The 17,711-nt window shown below is 67.4% G+C and carries 16 protein-coding genes; 14 read left to right on the top strand and 2 right to left on the bottom strand.

Annotated elements, in window-relative coordinates; all coding sequences use genetic code 11:
- Nucleotides 1-46: 46 nt before the first annotated feature.
- Entirely contained in the window at nt 47-1,642 is a 1,596-nt protein-coding gene (locus IT306_07425) for an efflux RND transporter periplasmic adaptor subunit (protein ID MCC7368234.1), read from the bottom strand.
- A 157-nt stretch (nt 1,643-1,799) separates the two neighbouring features.
- Here IT306_07425 and IT306_07420 point away from each other — a divergent pair, with 157 nt between their 5' ends.
- From IT306_07420 to IT306_07400, 5 genes are read left to right on the top strand one after another with little or no spacing between them, the layout of a single operon-like run.
- Nucleotides 1,800-2,456: an aspartate/glutamate racemase family protein gene (locus IT306_07420; GenBank protein ID MCC7368233.1), complete on the top strand. Its 657-nt coding sequence runs from the start codon at nt 1,800-1,802 to the stop codon at nt 2,454-2,456.
- Nucleotides 2,456-3,289: a sugar phosphate isomerase/epimerase gene (locus tag IT306_07415; GenBank protein MCC7368232.1), complete on the top strand. Its 834-nt coding sequence runs from the start codon at nt 2,456-2,458 to the stop codon at nt 3,287-3,289. The genes IT306_07420 and IT306_07415 overlap by 1 nt, the downstream gene beginning before the upstream one ends.
- Nucleotides 3,290-3,302: 13 nt before the next feature.
- On the top strand, nt 3,303-3,791 hold the full coding sequence (locus tag IT306_07410) for an HIT domain-containing protein (GenBank protein ID MCC7368231.1): 489 nt from the start codon (nt 3,303-3,305) through the stop codon (nt 3,789-3,791).
- 47 nt (nt 3,792-3,838) lie between these two features.
- Nucleotides 3,839-4,264 (top strand): DUF1810 domain-containing protein, encoded by a 426-nt coding sequence (locus tag IT306_07405; GenBank protein ID MCC7368230.1) that lies wholly within the window; start codon nt 3,839-3,841, stop codon nt 4,262-4,264.
- Between the two features lie 36 nt (nt 4,265-4,300).
- On the top strand, nt 4,301-5,032 hold the full coding sequence (locus IT306_07400; GenBank protein MCC7368229.1) for an SDR family oxidoreductase: 732 nt from the start codon (nt 4,301-4,303) through the stop codon (nt 5,030-5,032).
- A 131-nt stretch (nt 5,033-5,163) separates the two neighbouring features.
- Here IT306_07400 and IT306_07395 read toward each other — a convergent pair whose 3' ends face one another.
- Nucleotides 5,164-5,508 carry an iron-sulfur cluster assembly accessory protein gene (locus IT306_07395; protein ID MCC7368228.1) on the bottom strand — a complete coding sequence of 115 codons (345 nt, stop codon included), beginning with the start codon at nt 5,506-5,508 and terminating at the stop codon, nt 5,164-5,166.
- A 204-nt stretch (nt 5,509-5,712) separates the two neighbouring features.
- Between IT306_07395 and IT306_07390 the strand changes: the two genes are divergently transcribed.
- From IT306_07390 to IT306_07350, 9 genes are all read left to right on the top strand, one after another.
- Nucleotides 5,713-5,919 (top strand): hypothetical protein, encoded by a 207-nt coding sequence (locus IT306_07390; protein ID MCC7368227.1) that lies wholly within the window; start codon nt 5,713-5,715, stop codon nt 5,917-5,919.
- 458 nt (nt 5,920-6,377) lie between these two features.
- Nucleotides 6,378-8,189 carry a hypothetical protein gene (locus IT306_07385; GenBank protein ID MCC7368226.1) on the top strand — a complete coding sequence of 604 codons (1,812 nt, stop codon included), beginning with the start codon at nt 6,378-6,380 and terminating at the stop codon, nt 8,187-8,189.
- A gap of 101 nt (nt 8,190-8,290) precedes the next feature.
- Entirely contained in the window at nt 8,291-9,205 is a 915-nt protein-coding gene (locus IT306_07380) for an ABC transporter permease (GenBank protein MCC7368225.1), read from the top strand.
- 48 nt (nt 9,206-9,253) lie between these two features.
- Nucleotides 9,254-10,219: an ABC transporter permease gene (locus IT306_07375; protein MCC7368224.1), complete on the top strand. Its 966-nt coding sequence runs from the start codon at nt 9,254-9,256 to the stop codon at nt 10,217-10,219.
- A gap of 387 nt (nt 10,220-10,606) precedes the next feature.
- Nucleotides 10,607-12,055 carry a carbohydrate ABC transporter substrate-binding protein gene (locus IT306_07370; protein ID MCC7368223.1) on the top strand — a complete coding sequence of 483 codons (1,449 nt, stop codon included), beginning with the start codon at nt 10,607-10,609 and terminating at the stop codon, nt 12,053-12,055.
- 72 nt (nt 12,056-12,127) lie between these two features.
- Nucleotides 12,128-13,069, top strand: coding sequence for a sugar ABC transporter permease (locus IT306_07365; protein ID MCC7368222.1), 942 nt, complete (start codon nt 12,128-12,130; stop codon nt 13,067-13,069).
- Between the two features lie 4 nt (nt 13,070-13,073).
- On the top strand, nt 13,074-13,943 hold the full coding sequence (locus tag IT306_07360) for a carbohydrate ABC transporter permease (protein MCC7368221.1): 870 nt from the start codon (nt 13,074-13,076) through the stop codon (nt 13,941-13,943).
- Between the two features lie 382 nt (nt 13,944-14,325).
- Nucleotides 14,326-15,042 (top strand): SH3 domain-containing protein, encoded by a 717-nt coding sequence (locus IT306_07355; GenBank protein ID MCC7368220.1) that lies wholly within the window; start codon nt 14,326-14,328, stop codon nt 15,040-15,042.
- A 291-nt stretch (nt 15,043-15,333) separates the two neighbouring features.
- The gene (locus IT306_07350; GenBank protein ID MCC7368219.1) at nt 15,334-17,244 is read left to right on the top strand and encodes a bifunctional homocysteine S-methyltransferase/methylenetetrahydrofolate reductase; all 1,911 of its coding nucleotides are present in this window, start codon (nt 15,334-15,336) and stop codon (nt 17,242-17,244) included.
- Nucleotides 17,245-17,711 lie beyond the last annotated feature (467 nt).

The following is a 17,711-nucleotide window of genomic DNA, read 5'->3' as shown; positions in this document are numbered from 1 at the left end:
ATGGTGGCCTTCTGCTGTGCGTTCAACGTCTCCCCCTGCTGGCGAGCTACTTCCCTTCGCCGCCGACCACGTCACCATCCAGGATACCGGTCGGCGTGAGGATCACCTCTGTTCCCTCGGCAACACCCTGGGTGATCTCGACGCTCCGGCCGTCCTGTACGCCGATCTGGACCGCCTGGCGGCGGGCCCGCCCGTCCAGCACCGCCATCACGGCGAGGTCGCTGGTCCCGACGACGGCCTCGCGCGGCACGATCAGCGCCCCTGACCGCTTGCCCCCGGCGATAGCCACCTGCGCGAACAGGCCGCTCTTGAGCTTCGCGCGCGGATCTTGCACGTCCACGCGGGCCGCGACCGTCCGTGTGCGCGCCTCGACGCTGGGCGAGATCGAGCGGACCGTTCCCGTGAACGACTCGCCAGGGTAGACGTCGACCAGCACGCCGACAGTCTGGCCGGTGGCCACCTGGGCCAGTTGCCGTTCGTCGATGGCGACCTGGATCTCGTAGTCTGGCGGCTGGAGCGTGACGATGGCCGTTCCCGGCGCGACCGTGTCGCCCTGCTTCTGGTGCGTCTGCACGACGATGCCGCTGATCGGCGATACCAGGGTCGCCTCGCGGAGCTGGACGCGCGCCAGCTCGACGGCCGCGCCAGCGTACTCGACGGCGGTCTCACCGGCCTTGATCGCCGCTTCTGATGAAGGCTGGCCCGCCCGGCGCAGGCGTGCCTCGGCCGCCTCGACGTTGGCCCGCGCCTCGTCGAGGTCGCCCGGCGAGACTGGCCAGCGGGCCTGCAGCAACGCGTCCTCGGCGTCCGCAAGCTGCTGGCGCGCGGCAGCCAGCTCATCGGACCCGACCGGCTGGCGCGCCCGCGCCACTTCCTGCTGCGCCACCTGGACCGCCTGCCGGGCCTGCTCGACGGCCGGCGACGTTAGGGCGGCAGGCGACGGGGTCGCGCCGGGCGCTGACTCGCCGGCCGGTGGCGGAGCCGCCGTGGTGCTGGTGAGCGCCGTGTCAAGCTGACTGCGCGCGGCGTCGAGTCGGGCCTCGGCGGCAGCGACCGCCTGGGTACGGCCGCCCTCCAGCTCGGACAGCCGGCGGCGGGCCTCGCGGGCGGCCTGGGCCAGGGCCGGTATCGCTTCGATCTTCGGCGCAGCTTCAAGAGTCGCGAGGCGGGCCTTCGCGGCACGCAGGCTGGCATCGGCCTCGGCTCGGGAATCGGTGTCGCCACCGGACTTGAGCCCTGCGAGGCGCGCCTCGGCCGCTGCGAGGCTGGCCTGGGCCTGCACCACCTGGACTTCGAGTGCCGACCGGTCCAGCTCAGCCAGGGTGTCGCCCTCGCGCACACTGGCCCCCGGCTCGACCAGCAGGCGGTCGAGCCGCCCGGCCACGCGCGTCGCCACGATGGCCCCGGCCTTTGGGCGTAGCTCGCCGGGGTAGACCAGCAGGCTGGTGATATCGCCGCGCGCCACCGTGGCCGTGCGGAGGCCCAGACGCGCACGGTTCTGACCGTCGGCCGGGGCGGTTCTGGCCCACGGAAGCTGACAGGCCGAGGCGAGCAGCATGGCGAAGACGACGGACGCAACGCGCAAGGTGATCCGTGGGCAGGGCACGACGGCAATCGTTCCTTCGGTGCGTTCAGCGGGCATGGTCAGCGTGAACCGAGATCGGCATCGCGTCGGCATCTCAGAGCGAGCCGAGCCAGGGGAGGATACCAGAGCCTGACCGACCGTCTGATTCGCGTGGTGGAGCGCGGGGGGATTAGCATTGCCCGACGACAGTGGGTTGGGTGGGAGGAGACGCTCGGTGACGAAGACGGTCGGACTGGTTCACGCGGTGATCCCCGCGATCGAGCCGATCAAGGCGGCGTTCGCACAGCTTGCGCCGGACGTGAAGCTCGTCAACATTCTGGACGAGGGGTTGGTCACGGAGATCGACCGCCGTGGCAGCCTGACGCCGGGCCTGGTGCGCCGGCTGAGCACCATCGTGTCGCTGGCCGAGGACGCCGGCGCAGAACTGGTCCTGTTGACCTGCACCGCGTACTCGCCGGTCGCAGACGACGTACAGCGGCAGTCTGATATCCCGGTGCTGAAGATCGACGAGCTGATGGTGCGTGATGCGCTGAGCCGTGCCACGAAGATCGGCGTGGTGGCAACGGTGCCGGCCGGCCTGAAGATGCAGCAGCAACTGATCGGGCAGATCGCCGGCGAGCTGGGCAAGGAGGTCGAGCTTGACTCGGTGCTCAAGCCCGAAGCGTTTCAGGCGCTCTCAGCCGGTCGTCGCGACGAGCATGACGCCATCGTGCTGGCGGAAGTCGAGCGGCTGGCCCAGACCAACGAGCTGGTGATGCTGGCCCAGGCGTCGATGGGCCACCTCGCCAGCAAGGTGCCGGCCAGCGTGACGGTGCCCGTGCTGTCCAGCCCGACCCTCGCGGTTTCGAAGGTGAAGGAGATGCTCGGCTGATGACACCGCAGAAGCTCTGCTACATGTCCACGACACCCGAGGTCAACGGGCCGATGGTGCTGGCGTGGCACGCCGACCTGGATACGGTCATCCCGGGCGTCAAGTCGCTCGGCTACACCGGCCTCGAGCTGCAGACCCGCAACCCGGACGAGTTCGACCACGTGGCGGTCAAGCGGAAGATCGAGAACGCCGGCCTGGAGATCGTGGCGATCAGCACCGGGCCAATCGGCATCGAGGATGGCCTCTACATCTGCCACAAGGACGCGGACGGCCGGAAGAAGGCCATCGAGCGCTACAAGAAGGTGCTCGATCTGGCCGGCGAGTGGGGCGTGGACTCGTCCATCGGCGGCTTTCGGGGCCGCGCGTCGATGATGGGCTCGCGGGCGGATGCGCTGGCCCACTTCCGCGACACCGTTGCCGACTTCGCGACCTACGCCAGGAGCAAGGGCCGCAAGATCGTGCTCGAGCCGCAGTGCCGGATCAACACCGACTTCCTGATGACGATGCAGGAGACGGTGGACTTCATCCAGTCGCTGGAGAAGGACGGCATCGACAATCTCGTGCTGGAGGCGGACATGTTCCACCAGGCGCTCGAAGAGAAGTCGATTGTCGCGGCGATGGTCACGGCACGGCCCTACCTCGCACACGTCCAGCTCGGCGACTCGAATCGGCTGGCGCCCGGGCAGGGCTTCCTGCCGTGGCGCGACATCATCGAGGTGCTGCGGGCGCTGAAGTACGACAGCTGGCTGTCGATGGAGTTCACCCAGAAGCCGGACAGCCCGACGTGCGCGAAGCAGGCGATCGAGTTCATCCGCCCGCTGATCACGTGGTAGCCGCCGCCTGCCCATGGATCGCCTCTACACGCCCTGGCGCATGAACTACGTGGGCGGCGAGAAGCCGCGGGGCTGCATCTTCTGCGCGAAGCCGGCCGAGGAGCAGGACGAGAAGAACCTGATCCTCGGCCGGTCCGAGCACGCCTACGCGCTGCTGAACCTGTACCCGTATAACTCCGGACACCTGATGGTCGTGCCGTACCAGCACACCGGCGACCTTGCCGGCCTGCCGAGCGCGGTCGCCACCGACGTGATGGCGCTGACCCAGCGGGCCGTCGCAGCCGTCACGGCGGAGTACCACCCGCAGGGGTTCAACGTCGGGCTGAACCTCGGCGAGGTGGCCGGCGGCAGCATCTCGGCGCATCTGCACGTGCACGTCGTGCCGCGCTGGGGCGGTGATACCAACTTCATGCCGGTGACGGCGGATACCAAGGTGCTGCCCGAGACGCTCGACAGGACGTGGGAGCGGCTGCGCCCGCACTTCGAGACCAGGCCGGGCTAGCGCCGCTCGACTCACTCCCAGCTGATGCCACCCACAAGGAGACGGCGATGGCCGATCCCTTCGATCTCCAGCGATTCGTCAAGGCGCAAGATCAGGACGGAACGTACAACGTCGCGCTCGCCGAACTGCGTCAGGGAGCGAAGCGCAGCCACTGGATCTGGTACATCTTTCCGCAGATGGTCGGACTGGGCACGAGCCACAATTCGACGTTTTACGGCATCACGTCGCTGGACGAGGCCCGGGCATACCTCGCCCACCCGGTACTCGGGCCACGGCTGCGGGAGTGCGCGCAGGTCGTCGCGAGCACCGAGGGTCGCTCCGCGGAACAGATCTTCGGCGGCGGGGACGCTGGCAAGCTGCGCTCCTCGATGACCCTCTTCTTGCGGGCCGCCCCCGAGGAGACGACCTTTCGGCACGTCCTCGACAAGTACTTCCACGGGAAGGCAGACGCGAACACCGATGCGCTGCTCTAGCGCGCTCCTGGTTGGCGGCGGCTCGAAGGAGGCAGGATGGTGACGGACGCGCAGTCGCTGGCTGGGAAGGTCGCCCTGATCACCGGCGGCAGTCGGGGCGTCGGGCTGGCCGCCGCGACGCTGCTGGCTCAGCACGGCGCGTCGGTGGCGATACTCGGGCAGCGGGCCGAGCATCTCCGCGCTGCCGAGGCCGCTGTCCGCGAAGCTGATCGCTCTGCGCGAGTACTCGGGATCGGGGCAAACGTGGCCGACCTGCCGGCGATGGAGCGGGCCGTCGCCGAAACCGAGGCGGCGTTCGGCGGCCTGGACATCCTGATCAACAACGCCGGGATCGGCCGGTACGGCCCCGTCTACGGCCAGCCCGCCGACGACTGGCGCGCCGTCATCGAGACGAACGTCTTCGGCGTGTTCCACGCCACGCGGGCGGCGCTGCCGGCCATCCGCCGGCGGGGGGGCGGCCACATCATCTCGGTGTCGTCGGGCGCGGCGCGGCAGGGCATCCCGAACATGTCGGCGTACTGCACCTCGAAGGCGGCGCTCGAGGGGTTCATGCGGGCGCTCGCGGCGGAGATCGGCGACGAGCCGATCAAGACCACCACCGTGATCCCCGGCAGCATCCTGACCGATTTCGGCATTCGGACCCGCGAGGATCGCATCAAGAGCGGTCAGAAGTACCTCGAACCCGAGGACGTGGCCGACGCGATCCTGTTCGTCCTGACGCAGCCTGCCCGCTCGTGGACGCAGGAAGTGAACGTCTGGCCGCGCTGACGCTCCCCTACCGATGGCAGGCGCGCGGGTGCGGGCAACGCAACGCTGGCCGCCGCGTTGCCCACGAGATGACGAAAGCGGCCGGGAGGCGCTCCCGACCGCTTCCTGGTCTACCTCGGTGTGGCTGTCGCTCAGCCCGGGCCGGCGGCGCACGAGCAGCCGCCGCCGCAACCGCCGCCGCCAGCCGGGGCGGCGTTCGGGTTGTTGATGGTGAAACCCTTGCCCATCAGGCTGTCGACGTAGTCGATCTCAGCGCCTTCGACGTACTGGGCGCTGGCCGGGTCGACGACGATCTTGATGCCGAACAACTCGGCGATGGTGTCGTCCGGGCGCGTGCTGTCGTCGAGCGCCATGCCGTAGGCGGGGCCGGAGCAGGACATGCCCCGGACGAAGACCCGAAGCGCCTGGCCCTCGCGGTCCTCGCTTGCCAGCAACTCCTTGACCTTCTCCGACGCCATCTCAGTGATCGAGATCATGTTGTTGTGAACCTCCTGCCGCCAGCGAACGGCTCTCCTGAAGAGTCTATCGAAGCAGCGTCCTTCACGCAAAGAACAGAACGCGCCACCGCTTGATTCCCAGGAGTGAGCGGACACGTTCTCCGATCCGAGCAGACGGCCGAGCCGGTGCGTGGGCACGCGCCTTGCCTCCTCGAACGCAACCACGTGCGTTATGGAGGCTACATGACCGACCGACCAGCTCAGGAACAGGGTCTGCCTCAGACCGGCGTGCCAGTTGCTCCGGATGCCGACACGCCGCCGTCGTCCGATCCGATGCCGATTCCAGGTGCGGCGGGACCGATGGGCGGCTCGCCGACGGGCGAGCTGATCGACGGCGTGGATCAACCGGTCAAGCTGCCGGGCGATCGCCCGCCGCTGACCACCGACTGACACCGAGTACCCATCGGCGTTGTCTGGTGCTCCTCGGAAGGCTGGCGGCTGTTGAACCGCACGCCGACTGACACCGTGTACCCATCGGCGTTGTCTGGTGCTCCTGTCCTACGATCTGCCCGACCAGCCTGTCGCCGATCTCGAACGCCGATGGAGCGCGCAATCACTGCGACTGGAACATCGGCAACGTTGCGAACGGCGGAGAATCCCCCTCGCGGCCTTCGAGTGCGGTGACGCCTCGCGACCGCTGAGGACGCCTGGATTTGTGCGTGCTGAACGGCAGATTCGGCGCTCGCTGGTGCGCTCTGCTCGTGGTCACCTCAGAATCGCGGTGCTATACTCGCGCAACTTCGTCCAGAGCACCGGGACGAGGGTCTTCACCAGGGTTCGGCGGTTGTCGACCTGCGCCGGCCGGCCCGGCGCGATGACCGCGCCCATGTCGCGAGAAGGAGACGTCCATGAACGTCTTTCGCCCTGAGGACCTTGACCGTCTGTTGCACGAGTATCGGCGTGGCCGGCTGAGTCGACGTGGATTCATGCAGACGCTGACGAGCGGCGGCATCATCCTCGTCGGGTCGGCGGCGCTTGCCGCGTGCGGCCCCACCCCGCCAGCAGCGGCACCGGCCGAGAAGCCGAAGCCGGCTGAGGCTGCCAAGCCAGCGGAAGCGGCGAAGCCAGCCGAGGCCGCGAAGCCGGCCGCTCCGGCTGCTGCAGCACCCACCACCGCGCCAGCAGCGCCCGCGGCGGCGGCCCCGGCTGCCGCTGCCAAGGCGGCCGCGGGGACGGCATCGAACGCCGATACGGTTGTGCTGGTCTTCTCGTCAGACGTAACGAGCATGGATCCTCACAACCACATCCTGCGCGAGGGCATCAAGCTCTTCTATCACATCTTCGACAACCTGGGCGTCCGCGACTACGACTCCATGAAGGTGAAGCCGTGGCTGGCCACCGGCTGGAAGTCCGTCAGCGATCTCGCCTGGGAGATGGAGCTGCGGACCGACGTCAAGTTCCACAACGGTGACCCGTTCACCGCCGAGACTGTCAAGGCGAACGTCGAGCGCATCATCAACCCCGAGAACAAGATCCCGCAGCGCGGCAACTGGGAGGCCATCGACCGCATCGAGGTCACGGGCACCCACAAGCTGATCTGGCACACCAAGAAGCCGTACCCCGTCTTCGCCGAGCGCCTGCAAAACCTCCAGTTCGTGCCAGAAAAGGTGCTCAAGGAGAAGGGGCCGTCCTTCCTGGCCGAAAACGCCATCGGGACCGGTCCGTACAAGTTCGTCAAGTGGGACCGTGGCCAGCAGGTGGTCATGGAGCGCAACGACGAGTACTGGGGTCCGAAAGCGCCCTTCAAGAACGCCGTCGTGCGGATCATCGCGGACCCGGCCACGGCGGTCGCCGAGTTGCTGGCTGGCCGCGTCGATATCGTGCCAGCCTTCCCGATCGACCAGATGAAGACGCTCGAATCGTCGGGCGCGGGGTACACCAGCAAGGCCGACATCCTGCGGACCATCTTCATCGGCGTCGATGCCCAGGCCCGCACCGGTCCGAACCCCTTCACCGAGAAGGAGGTTCGCGTCGCCGCCAACCACGCCATCGACAAGGAAGGGTACGTCGCCAAGCTGCAGGCCGGCGGCTTGATGACGCCGGGCAACGTCAGCAAACTGGCGTTCGGCTACGACGCCACCGTCGAGCCGTACAAGTATGATCCGAAGTTGGCCGAGGACATCCTCGAAAAGGCCGGCTGGAAGAAGGGCGCCGACGGCGTCCGCGAGAAGGGCGGCCAGAAGCTCGAGGCGCGCTTCATCACCGGCGCCAGCACCGTGCCGAACACGTCCCAGGTCTACGATGCGATGGTCCAGGATCTGAACGCCGTCGGCTTCAAGATCAACCGCCAGCACATCCCAGACGCCACCACTCGGGTCAACCAGGTATCTGACGGCAAGGGCGGCCCGATGTTCAGTTGGGACTGGGGCTACTACTCGGTCTTCGACGCCGACGGCATCCTCTGGGACATCCACCACTCGTCGGCGCCGCTCTCGTACTGGAAGTCGCCAGAGCTGGACAAGCTGCTGGAGGAGGGCCGCTCGACGCTCGACGAGGCCAAACGCAAGGAGGCCTACTCGAAGGCCCAGAAGATGCTGCGCGACGAGGCGGCCATCCTGTTCTGCTGGTCGGCAACATCGGTCTGGGGCGTCAGCAAGCGGATCGAATGGTCGGGCCGGGCCGACGAGATCGACCGCATCTTTGAGGCCAAGCCCAAGTAGGCACGGAGGCCAAGCCCAAGTAGGTACGCCTGACCCTTCAGCCAACGACGATCCTCGCAGCCTCAATCCTGGTCACCACAATCGTCTCGCGGGACTGTGCCATGCGACAATACGTCCTCGGCAGGCTCGTGCAGCTTGTCGTCGTGATGATCGGCATCTCCGTCATCACGTTCTGCCTGACCTTCGTGCTGGGCGATCCGTCGGCGGTGCTGCTGCCGATGGACGCGCCGGCTGAGACGCGCGCCCTGTTCCGCAAGGAGATGGGACTCGACCGTCCGCTGTACGAGCAGTACGCGAAGTTCGCGAGCGGCGCGATCATGGGCGACTTCGGCGAGTCGTTCGTGATGAAGAAGTCGGCGCTGTCGCTGGTGTCCGAGCGACTGCCGGCCACCTACCAGCTGGCGCTGGCTGGCCTGGCGTTCGGGCTGCTGGTGGCCGTGCCGCTCGGCGTCCTGGCGGCGTATCGGCGCGGCAGCTGGATCGACAACGTCTGCACGATGCTGGCAGTAGCAGGCCAGGCCATTCCGATCTACTGGCTCGGGCTGATGCTGATGATCGTCTTCGCCGTGCAGCTTCGCTGGCTGCCAGCATCAGGCTACGGCGAGTGGTCCAACTTTGTCCTGCCGACCGTGTCGCTCGGCGCTTTCCTGGCGCCGATCACGATGCGGCTGGTCCGCAGCAGCATGATCGACGTGCTCTCGCAGGACTACGTCCGCACAGCCAGGGCGAAGGGGCTGGCCGGGGCAGCGGTCCTCTTCGGGCACGCCTTCAAGAACGCCGCCCTGCCGGTGATCGCCGTGCTCGGGCTGCAGTTCGGGCAGCTGCTCGGCGGCGCGGTCGTGACCGAGACCGTCTTCTCCTGGCCGGGCGTCGCAAGTTTCACGGTCAGCTCGATAGCGAACGGCGACTACCCCGTCGTGCAGGCTGCCGTGGTGATCCTGGCCGCGACCATCTGCATCGTCAACCTCTCGGTGGACGTGCTGATCGGCTACCTGGACCCGAGGATCCGACAATGATGGAGCGTCCTACCTGCCGCTGCCTGCCCGCGGCCCTGGAGGTGTCCCGTGGCTGACGCTCGACCGCTCGTCGCCGCGGGCTCCGCCTCGCCTGCCCCGGTCCCGGCTCCCAGCCGCGTGTCGGACGGTACGGGACGCCGACTGCGCCAGGTCTGGCGGCTGAAGGGCATGGTGATCGGCCTCGTCATCGTGCTGTTCGTCGTCTTCCTGGCCATCGCCGCGCCGCTCATCGCGCCACAGAACCCGTACGTGGGGCGGACGCTCGACCGCTTGCTCTCGCCGTTCTGGATCGAGGGCAGTGATGCGAAGTTCGTGCTGGGCACGGACGCGCTCGGTCGGGACGTCCTGAGCCGGCTGATCTTCGGGGCGCGCGTCTCGATCACGGTCGCGATCCTCGCCGTCATCGGGGCGTCGACCATCGGCGTGATCCTCGGGCTGCTCGCCGGCTACTACGGCCGCCTCACAGACTGGCTGATCTCGACGGCCGTCAACATCATGCTCTCGTTTCCGTTTGTGCTGCTGGCCCTGGCGGTGATCGCCGTGATCGGGCCGGGCAAGTGGGTGTTGCCAGCCGTCCCCTGGCTGGACGGCGCGCTGATCGGCGTGCTGGCCATCACGGGCTGGCCGGTCTACACCCGGGTGATCCGCGCTCAGACCCTGAGCCTGCGGGAGCGTGAGTTCATCGCGGCGGGGCGGGTCATCGGCGCGGGAGATCTGCGCCTGATCGCCCGGCACATCCTGCCGAACGTCGTCAACCTGCTGGTGGTGATTATGAGCCTGCAGGTGGCGCAGATGATCATCCTCGAATCGTTCCTGAGCTACCTCGGCCTGGGAGTCCAGGCGCCGATCCCGTCCTGGGGCAGCATGCTGGGCGACGGCCGCCTGTACATGTTCGACAAGTGGTGGATGGCGACGATCCCCGGCCTGGCGATCTTCCTGACGACGCTGGCGATCAACCTGGTCGGAGATGGCCTGCGCGACCTGCTGGATCCGTACTCGCGGACGAACGTCTAGCAGGGAGATGACGCCGACCGGGTCATCATAGCTGCGTCACGGACGACCGTAATGGTGCATGTTCGCGGCATTGCCGTGCGAACGAATTCGCCCTGGTTCTGTCGTGTCCATCTGCAAACAGCAATGGCGACGATAGGCGACAGCAAACGGTTGACAATCCACAGGCGTGGGCTACACTCTAGGCGGCAGGACGAACATGCGGTCCTGTGCTGAGCCTTCTTGTGGGCGCGGCACAAGCACACGAGGACCGCTCATCGTGGTGATCCAACCTCGGAGAAGTCTCGCGGCAGGGTAGCCGCGCCGATGCGATATGGAGGTTGCTTCATGGGCACGCAGCGAAGCGTGGGATCCTGGTCTCGTCGTCGTTTTTTGGGCACCCTCGGTGCTGTGAGCGGCGCCGCGCTCGTCGCGGCGTGCAGCCAGCCGTCCACCCCGTCGCCCGCGAAGCCTGCTGAGTCCAAGCCGGCGGACGCCAAGCCCGCGGCTCCAGCCGCCGCCGCGCAGCCGACCAGCGCACCGGCCGCCGCCGCCAAGCCGGCGGACGCCAAGCCGGCCGAGGCGAAGCCGGCAGCGCCGCCCGCGGCCCCGGCCGCCGCCGCGCCCCCACCCGACCCGAAGGTCACGTCCGGGGTGTTCAACGTCTGGTTCTCCGCGAACTGGAACACCGTCACGGATGAGGCGGTCGGGAACACGTTTGTGGACTGGGGCAAGGCGAATGGCGGCATCAAGGTCGAGTGGCAGTCGATCCCCGGCTCGCCGCAGTTGTTGGCGAAGCAGTCCGCCGCCGTCGCCGCCGGACAGCCGCCCGAGCTGAGCCGCGACAACCTTGTCTACTGGCACAGTCAGGGCGAAGTCGGGAAGCTGAACGACCTGGTCGCCAAGTTCAAGGGCCAGGCCGGCGGCATGTACGACATCGCTATCTCGTCGATGACGGCGAGTGACGGGTCGGTGATCGGCGCGCCGTACGCCATCGACGTCTGGCCGCCCCAGTGGCGCATCGACGAGATCGGCGCGGTCAACAACGGCAAGTTCTTCGAGACCTGGGACCAACTGATCGAGCTTGGCCCGAAGGCGCAGAAGCCGCCGCGCACCTACACCATCGCGTTCGCGCTCGGGCACGAGGGCGACCACGTCAACAACTTCTGTTCGGTGATCTGGGGCTATGGTGGACGGCTCGCCGACGAGAAGGGCAAGCCGGACATCGTCAACCCGGCGAACAAGGCGGGCATCGAGACGATCAAGCGCATGTGGGACGCGAAGGTCATTCCGCCCGACAGCTTCGCCCAGACGGTGACCTCGTGGAACAACGAGACGTACCAGAAGGGCCGTGGCCTGATCTCGATCAACCCCGCCACGATCATGGGCTGGCTGCTGGTGAACGATAAGGAGCTGGCCGAAAAGACCGGTATCGCCCAGAACCCGGCCGGCCCGAAGGGCTCGTTTGCCGAGGGCGGCGCGCTGGCGTTCAACTACTTCAAGAAGGCGAAGCTGGCTGACAAGGCCGAGTCCGCCATGGAGTACTTCATCCAGCCGCCGAACCTGGAGAAGATCTCGAAGTCGGTCGAAGGCCGGTTTGTGCCGGTCTACCGCGACCACACCAAGACCGACTTCTGGGAGAAGAGCAAGTTCGTCGAGATGAAGAAGATCGCGGAGAACGGCCGCATCCGAGAGTGGCCGGCCGCGCCGCAGCCGTGGATCCCCGAGATCACGGACGCGAAGTACACCCTCTCCGACATGCTCAACAAGGTGCTCAACGAGAACATGAAGATCGAGGACGCCCAGGAGTGGGCACAGAAGGAGATGATGGACTCGTACTCGAAGCTGGTGAAGCAGTAGCATCACCAGCACCCCATCCTGTCACCACGACGCAGGCGGGCGCTGTCGCCCGCCTGCACAGGAGGTACGCCCGTGGCGCAGCAGCAGATTGCGTTAGGGCCGAGACGTGCCGCGACGCACACATCCCCGGCGCTGCGCCGCGTCCTGGGGCGGGACTGGCTCCTGGCCTGGGCGATGGTCGGGCCGGTCGTGCTGATCGTCCTGGCGCTGCTGATCTATCCGTTTGTGGACGCCATCCTGCTGAGCTTCCAGGAGCGGTTCATCGGGAAGGAAGGCACGTGGATCGGCTTCGCCAACTACGTCTCGTTCTTCAACGGCGTCGATAAGGGCTTCGGCAAGGCCGCGCTCGTGACATTCATCTTCACCGGCGGGGCCATTCTGGGAAAGTTCATCGTCGGCATGGCGATGGCCCTGGTGCTCAACCAGCAGGTGCCGGCCCGAAACATCTTCCGGGGCATCATGTTCCTGCCGTGGGCCGTCCCAGCCGTCGTGTCGGCGTACGTCTGGCGGTTCCTGTTCGACACCACCGGGCCGATCAACGGCATGATCGCCGAATACGGCCTGATGGACGACTACATCTACTTCTTCAGCGATGCCCGTATCGCGCTGCCGGCGCTGATTCTGGTGACGGTCTGGTCAGGGACGCCGTTTTGGACGATGAACCTGCTGGCCGGCCTCGCCGCGATCCCGCAGGAGCTGTACGAGGCGGCCGAGATCGACGGCGCGACCACCTCGCAACGGTTCCTGTACATCACGATGCCCAGCCTGCAATCCGTCATCGCCGTCACGGCGATGCTCTCGACGATCTGGACCTCGGCCAACCTGACCCAGATCTTCGTGCTGACGGGCGGCGGCCCGAACTACGCCACGACCACGCTGCCGCTGTACGCCTATCTCACCGCGATCCCCGGCCACCAGCTTGGGGCGGGCGCGGCGATCTCGATGATGGTAGTGCCGTTCTACATGATCCTGGTCTACTTTCTGACCCGGCGCATGTTGCAGCAGGAGGCGTAGGTCGATGGCTGTTGCACTTCGGGCGCGCGGATCGAGCACCGGCGGACGTCGAAAGATCGGCGTCGGCTGGATCGTCGCCACCTACGTCTTGCTGGTGTTCTTCACGCTCTGGACGTTGATCCCGTTCTTCTGGATGTTCATCGCCTCCATCAAGACCAACAAGGAGATCTATCAGGACTTCACCATCGTGCCGCGACAGGTCTTCTGGGGCCACTACTACGACCTCTTCACTGGCCCCTATGCGATCTGGATGCGGAACAGCACCGTCGTGTCGACGGCGGCGACGATCCTGTCGATCATCCTGGGCTCGTTCGGAGCCTATGCGATCACACGCCTGCGCTTCACCGGCCGCCGCGTGATCGCTATCGGGCTGGTGTTCACCTATCTGCTGCCAGCGTCACTGCTGTTCATCCCGCTCTTTCAGATCGTCGCGGGAGCGAACCTCAGCAACTCGATCTACGGCCTGATGCTGGTCTATCCGAGCTTCACGCTCCCATTCTGCACCTGGATGTTGATGAGCTACTTCCGCAACATCCCCCTCGAGCTGGAGGAGGCTGCGCTCATCGACGGGTGCGGCCGGTTGGGCGTGTTGTTCCGGATCGTGTTGCCGCTGGCAGCCCCGGCGCTCGTCGTCGTGTGTCTGTTCTCGTTCACGAACGCCTGGAACGAGTTCCTGTACGCCCTGGTCTTCATCAGCTCGCGCGACATGCAGACGGTGACCGTGGGCCTGGCGCTGATGCAGGGCGAGGATGTGTTCTACTGGGGCAAGATGATGGCCGGCGCGCTGCTGACGGCGATCCCGCCGGTCGTGATGTACACGCTCGCGCAGCGGCTGGTCATTCAGGGCCTGACGATGGGCGGCGTCAAGGGTTAGCGCACGGTTCGAGGGCGGAGGGGCCACGCCGGTCCGGTCCTTCCGCCCGCGGTGCACGGCTCGCGGGGCGATGCCGCGTCACGGCAGGCGCGAGCCGCCCCGCTTGTCGTAGGAGACAGGCCGTCGATGTGGCATGCCGGCCATGGCGCTCACGTCGTTACTTTCCCTACACGGCGTGGCTGCTCGCTGGCTACACTCTGGGCCAGATGACCGCGCCAACGGTGGCGCGACTCGGGAACGGAGACAGGGAGGCCGGCCATGAGCCTGACGGCGCAGCTTCAGGAGCCACGCACCAGAAGCACCTGCGATCCGGATGGATCAGTAGCAGGTCTCATCGCGCAGGCGCGGGGCGGGCGGGCTGCGCTCGACGGGTGGGTGCGCCGTGGCTGCTGAAGGTCGCAAGTGCCCCTACTGTGGCATGGAGATGGGCGCCGATCAGCGGAGTTGCCCGGACTGCAGCAACCCCTACCCGTTCGACGACGCGCCGGCCGAGGCCGCCGCGGTCGGACCGTTCCGACCGCAGCGCTCCGATCCGACGCATGGCCCGGCCGGCCCACAGGGCGCGGGTCCGGCCGCGACGGCCCAGTTGCCGACGCCCGGCCCGGCTGGTGGCCGAGCGGGCGGCGTCATGGAGCTGGTGGCGAAGAATCGTACCGCCCTCGTGCTGGTCGGCGTCCTGGTGTTGATCGTCATCGTGGCGTACGTGCTGTTCAGCGTCGTGATGGCCTACTTCGGCGAGCGCCGTCCCGATCCGTCCACGGCCACGCCCGTCGCCGGCCCGGTCCTCGTGCCGACGCTCTCGCTGTCGCCGGTCGTGGGGGCATCGCCGTCGCCCGGGACGGGGACGGTCATCTCGCCGGTGGCCTCGCCATCGCCGGGCGCGGCAGGCGTGCGGATGAAGATCGCCAACACCGAGGGCCAGGGCGCGAACATGCGGCAGCGGCCCTCCGCGACGGCCCCCGTGCTGCGGACGCTGGCTGAGGGGACCGTTGTCGAGGTGATCGGCAACGAGACGAACGCCGACGGCCGCAACTGGCGCAACGTGCGCGACGGCAACTCGACGGGCTGGGTCGCGTCGGAGCTGCTGGCGCGGGAGTAGCCTGGGCGGCGCTGAAGCAGGGCGATTGCATGTTCGCTGGTGTTCCCGAAGCGTGACGAGGCGCGCAGGCGGGGGTTGAAACCCCCGCCTACAGTCATTCCGTCGCTGCGCGACGGCCGTCGGGAACGGCCGGCACTGGTGCGACTGGCGCGTCGCGCAGCGACTGCAGGATCGTAGGCGGGGCTTTCAAGCCCCGACGCGGCGGCACGACACACCCAACATGCAAGCGCCCTGGGCGCTGAAGGTGAATACCAGAAGGGGCCAGCACCCTTCTGATAGAATCCGCCCACTATGCGAAGTCCGTTCCTCGATCGGCTCGAACGCGGCCCCGTCCTCAGTGATGGCGCGATGGGTACCCAGTTGTACGCACGCGGCATCCCCTACGAGCGCTGCTTTGACGAGCTGAATCTGACCGATCCGGCGCTGATCCAGCGCATTCATCGTGACTACATCCGTGCCGGCGCCGAGCTGATCGAGACGAACACCTACGGCGCAAACCGCTACAAGTTGGCGCAGTATGGGCTGGAAGACCGTGTGCGCGACATCAACTTTCGGGCGGTCAAGCTGGCCCGTGAGGCCCGCGAGGAGTGCGGCGAGCCGGTCTTCCTGGCCGGCGCGATGGGGCCGCTCGGGCTGCCGATCTCGCACGGCGGCACGTTGCTGCCGGACGACGTGGGCGAGGCGTTCCGCGATCAGGCCGATGCCTTGCTGGAGGCCGGCGCTGACCTGATCGTCCTGGAGACGTTCAGCGACCTCGTCGAGCTGCGCGAGGCCATCGTCGCCGTGCAGTCCGCCTGCGATCTGCCGATTGTGGCCCAGGTCAGCCTGACCGACGACGGCCTGCTGCTGACCGGCGAGGCGCCGGCCGATGTCGCGCGGCTGCTGGCGAGCTTCCAGGTGGACGTCATCGGCGTCAACTGCGGCGTCGGGCCGCAGAGCACCCTCGACGCCGTGCAGCAGATGGCGCTGCCGCTGTTCGCCCACCTGTCGGCCATGCCGAACGCCGGCGCGCCGAGCCGGCTCGAAGGCCGGTACATGTACTTCTCGACGCCGGAGTACTTTGCCGAGTACGCCCGGCGGTTCGCGAGCGCTGGCGTCAGGCTGATCGGCGGCTGCTGCGGCACCACGCCCGCGCACGTCTCGGCGATGAGGGAGGCGCTGGCGGAGCGCGATGAGTCCGCCCCGACCACCATCGCGTTCTCGGCGGCCCCGGATCCGCAGTCCGAGGCCATCGAGTCGGCGGTGAGCGTCGAGCCAACGGCGCTGCAGCGGGCGCTGACCGAGCGGAAGTTCGTGGTCAGCGTCGAGCTTGACCCGCCGAAGGGCCTGAACCCGACGCGCATCGTGAACGGCGCGGCGATGCTGGCCGATGTCGGGGTGGACTGCATCAACATCGGGGACAGCCCGATGGCTCGGGTGCGGATGGGCTGCGTCAGCCTGGCGCTGCACATCCAGCGGCGCGTGGGCCTGGACACCATCATTCATTTCACGACCCGTGACCGCAACCTGATGGCGCTCCAGTCTGAGCTGCTGGGCGCGCACTCGCACGGCATCCGCAACATCCTGGCGCTGACCGGCGATCCGCCGCGCATGGGGAATCTGCCCCAGGCCAAGGCCGTCTGGGACGTGGACTCGATCGGCCTGATCGCCATCCTCAAGCGGATGAACGAAGGGCAGGACTGGGCCGGCAACTCGATTGGGATGCAGGCGCAGTTCTTCGTCGGGTGCGCCGTCAATCCCGTGGCCGACGACATCGAGCTGGAGCTGGATCGCTTCCACCGGAAGATCGAGGCCGGCGCAGACTACGTCATGGCCCAGCCGCTCTACGACATGGATCAGCTAATGACCTTCCTCAACCGGGTGGGGAAGATCCCGGTCCCGTTCCTGCTCGGCGTGATGCCGCTCCAGAGCCACAAGCACGCCGAGTTCCTGCACAATGAGCTTCCGGGCGTCACCATCCCTGACCACCTGCGCGAGCGTATGCGGCTGGCCGGCGACCAGGGCATGCAGGAGGGGATCCGCCAGTCCCAGGAGTTCCTGGTTGAGGCGCAGGCCTACTGCGACGGCGCCTACCTGATGCCCTCGTTCGGGCGCTACGAGATGGTGGCCGAACTGGTCAAGGTGTTGGACCGGGACCGTTGGTCAGCCGAGCGCGCCGCCGACGCGCCTGCGAGCGAGCCCGGGCGGCTGCTCTCGCGCTAGGCTGGCTGGAAGGGCACTCGTCGCCTGCGGAGGCCGGGCTGCACAGCACGAGATGCCGGGGGGGCGAGGCCACGGGCAGGGCGACCGCATGTTGATGTCGTCATGCCGCCGCGTCGGGGACTGAAGTCCCCGCCTACCGTCATTCAGTCGCTGCGCGACGGCCGCCGGGAACGGCCGGCACTGGTGCGACTGGAGCGTCGCGCAGCGACTGCAGGATCGTAGGCGGGGCTTTCAAGCCCCGACGACGCCGCACGACGCGCTCAACATACGATTGCACCGGTAGCAGCATCAGGGCGATCGCATGTTCATTGGTGTCCCCGAAGCATCATGGAACGGGCGGTCGGGGACTGAAGTCCCCGCCTACAGTCACACCGTCGGGAACGGCCGGCACTGGTGCGACTGGAGCGTCGCGCAGCGACTGCAGGATGGTAGGCGGGGCTTTCAAGCCCCGACGCGGCGGCACGACG

The sequence above is a fragment of the Chloroflexota bacterium genome (genome assembly GCA_020850535.1).
In the GTDB taxonomy this organism is placed as follows: domain Bacteria; phylum Chloroflexota; class UBA6077; order UBA6077; family JACCZL01; genus JADZEM01.
This window is presented reverse-complemented; position numbering and strand designations above follow the sequence as displayed.

Excerpts from the sequence above, each read along its gene's own strand:
- IT306_07350 (MCC7368219.1), top strand. The coding sequence starts at position 15,334 with ATGCGAAGTCCGTTCCTCGATCGGCTCGAACGCGGCCCCGTCCTCAGT.
- IT306_07415 (MCC7368232.1), top strand. The coding sequence starts at position 2,456 with ATGACACCGCAGAAGCTCTGCTACATGTCCACGACACCCGAGGTCAAC.
- IT306_07385 (MCC7368226.1), top strand. The coding sequence starts at position 6,378 with ATGAACGTCTTTCGCCCTGAGGACCTTGACCGTCTGTTGCACGAGTAT.
- IT306_07395 (MCC7368228.1), bottom strand. The coding sequence starts at position 5,508 with ATGATCTCGATCACTGAGATGGCGTCGGAGAAGGTCAAGGAGTTGCTG.
- IT306_07360 (MCC7368221.1), top strand. The coding sequence starts at position 13,074 with ATGGCTGTTGCACTTCGGGCGCGCGGATCGAGCACCGGCGGACGTCGA.
- IT306_07380 (MCC7368225.1), top strand. The coding sequence starts at position 8,291 with ATGCGACAATACGTCCTCGGCAGGCTCGTGCAGCTTGTCGTCGTGATG.
- IT306_07390 (MCC7368227.1), top strand. The coding sequence starts at position 5,713 with ATGACCGACCGACCAGCTCAGGAACAGGGTCTGCCTCAGACCGGCGTG.
- IT306_07405 (MCC7368230.1), top strand. The coding sequence starts at position 3,839 with ATGGCCGATCCCTTCGATCTCCAGCGATTCGTCAAGGCGCAAGATCAG.
- IT306_07410 (MCC7368231.1), top strand. The coding sequence starts at position 3,303 with ATGGATCGCCTCTACACGCCCTGGCGCATGAACTACGTGGGCGGCGAG.
- IT306_07400 (MCC7368229.1), top strand. The coding sequence starts at position 4,301 with ATGGTGACGGACGCGCAGTCGCTGGCTGGGAAGGTCGCCCTGATCACC.
- IT306_07425 (MCC7368234.1), bottom strand. The coding sequence starts at position 1,642 with ATGCCCGCTGAACGCACCGAAGGAACGATTGCCGTCGTGCCCTGCCCA.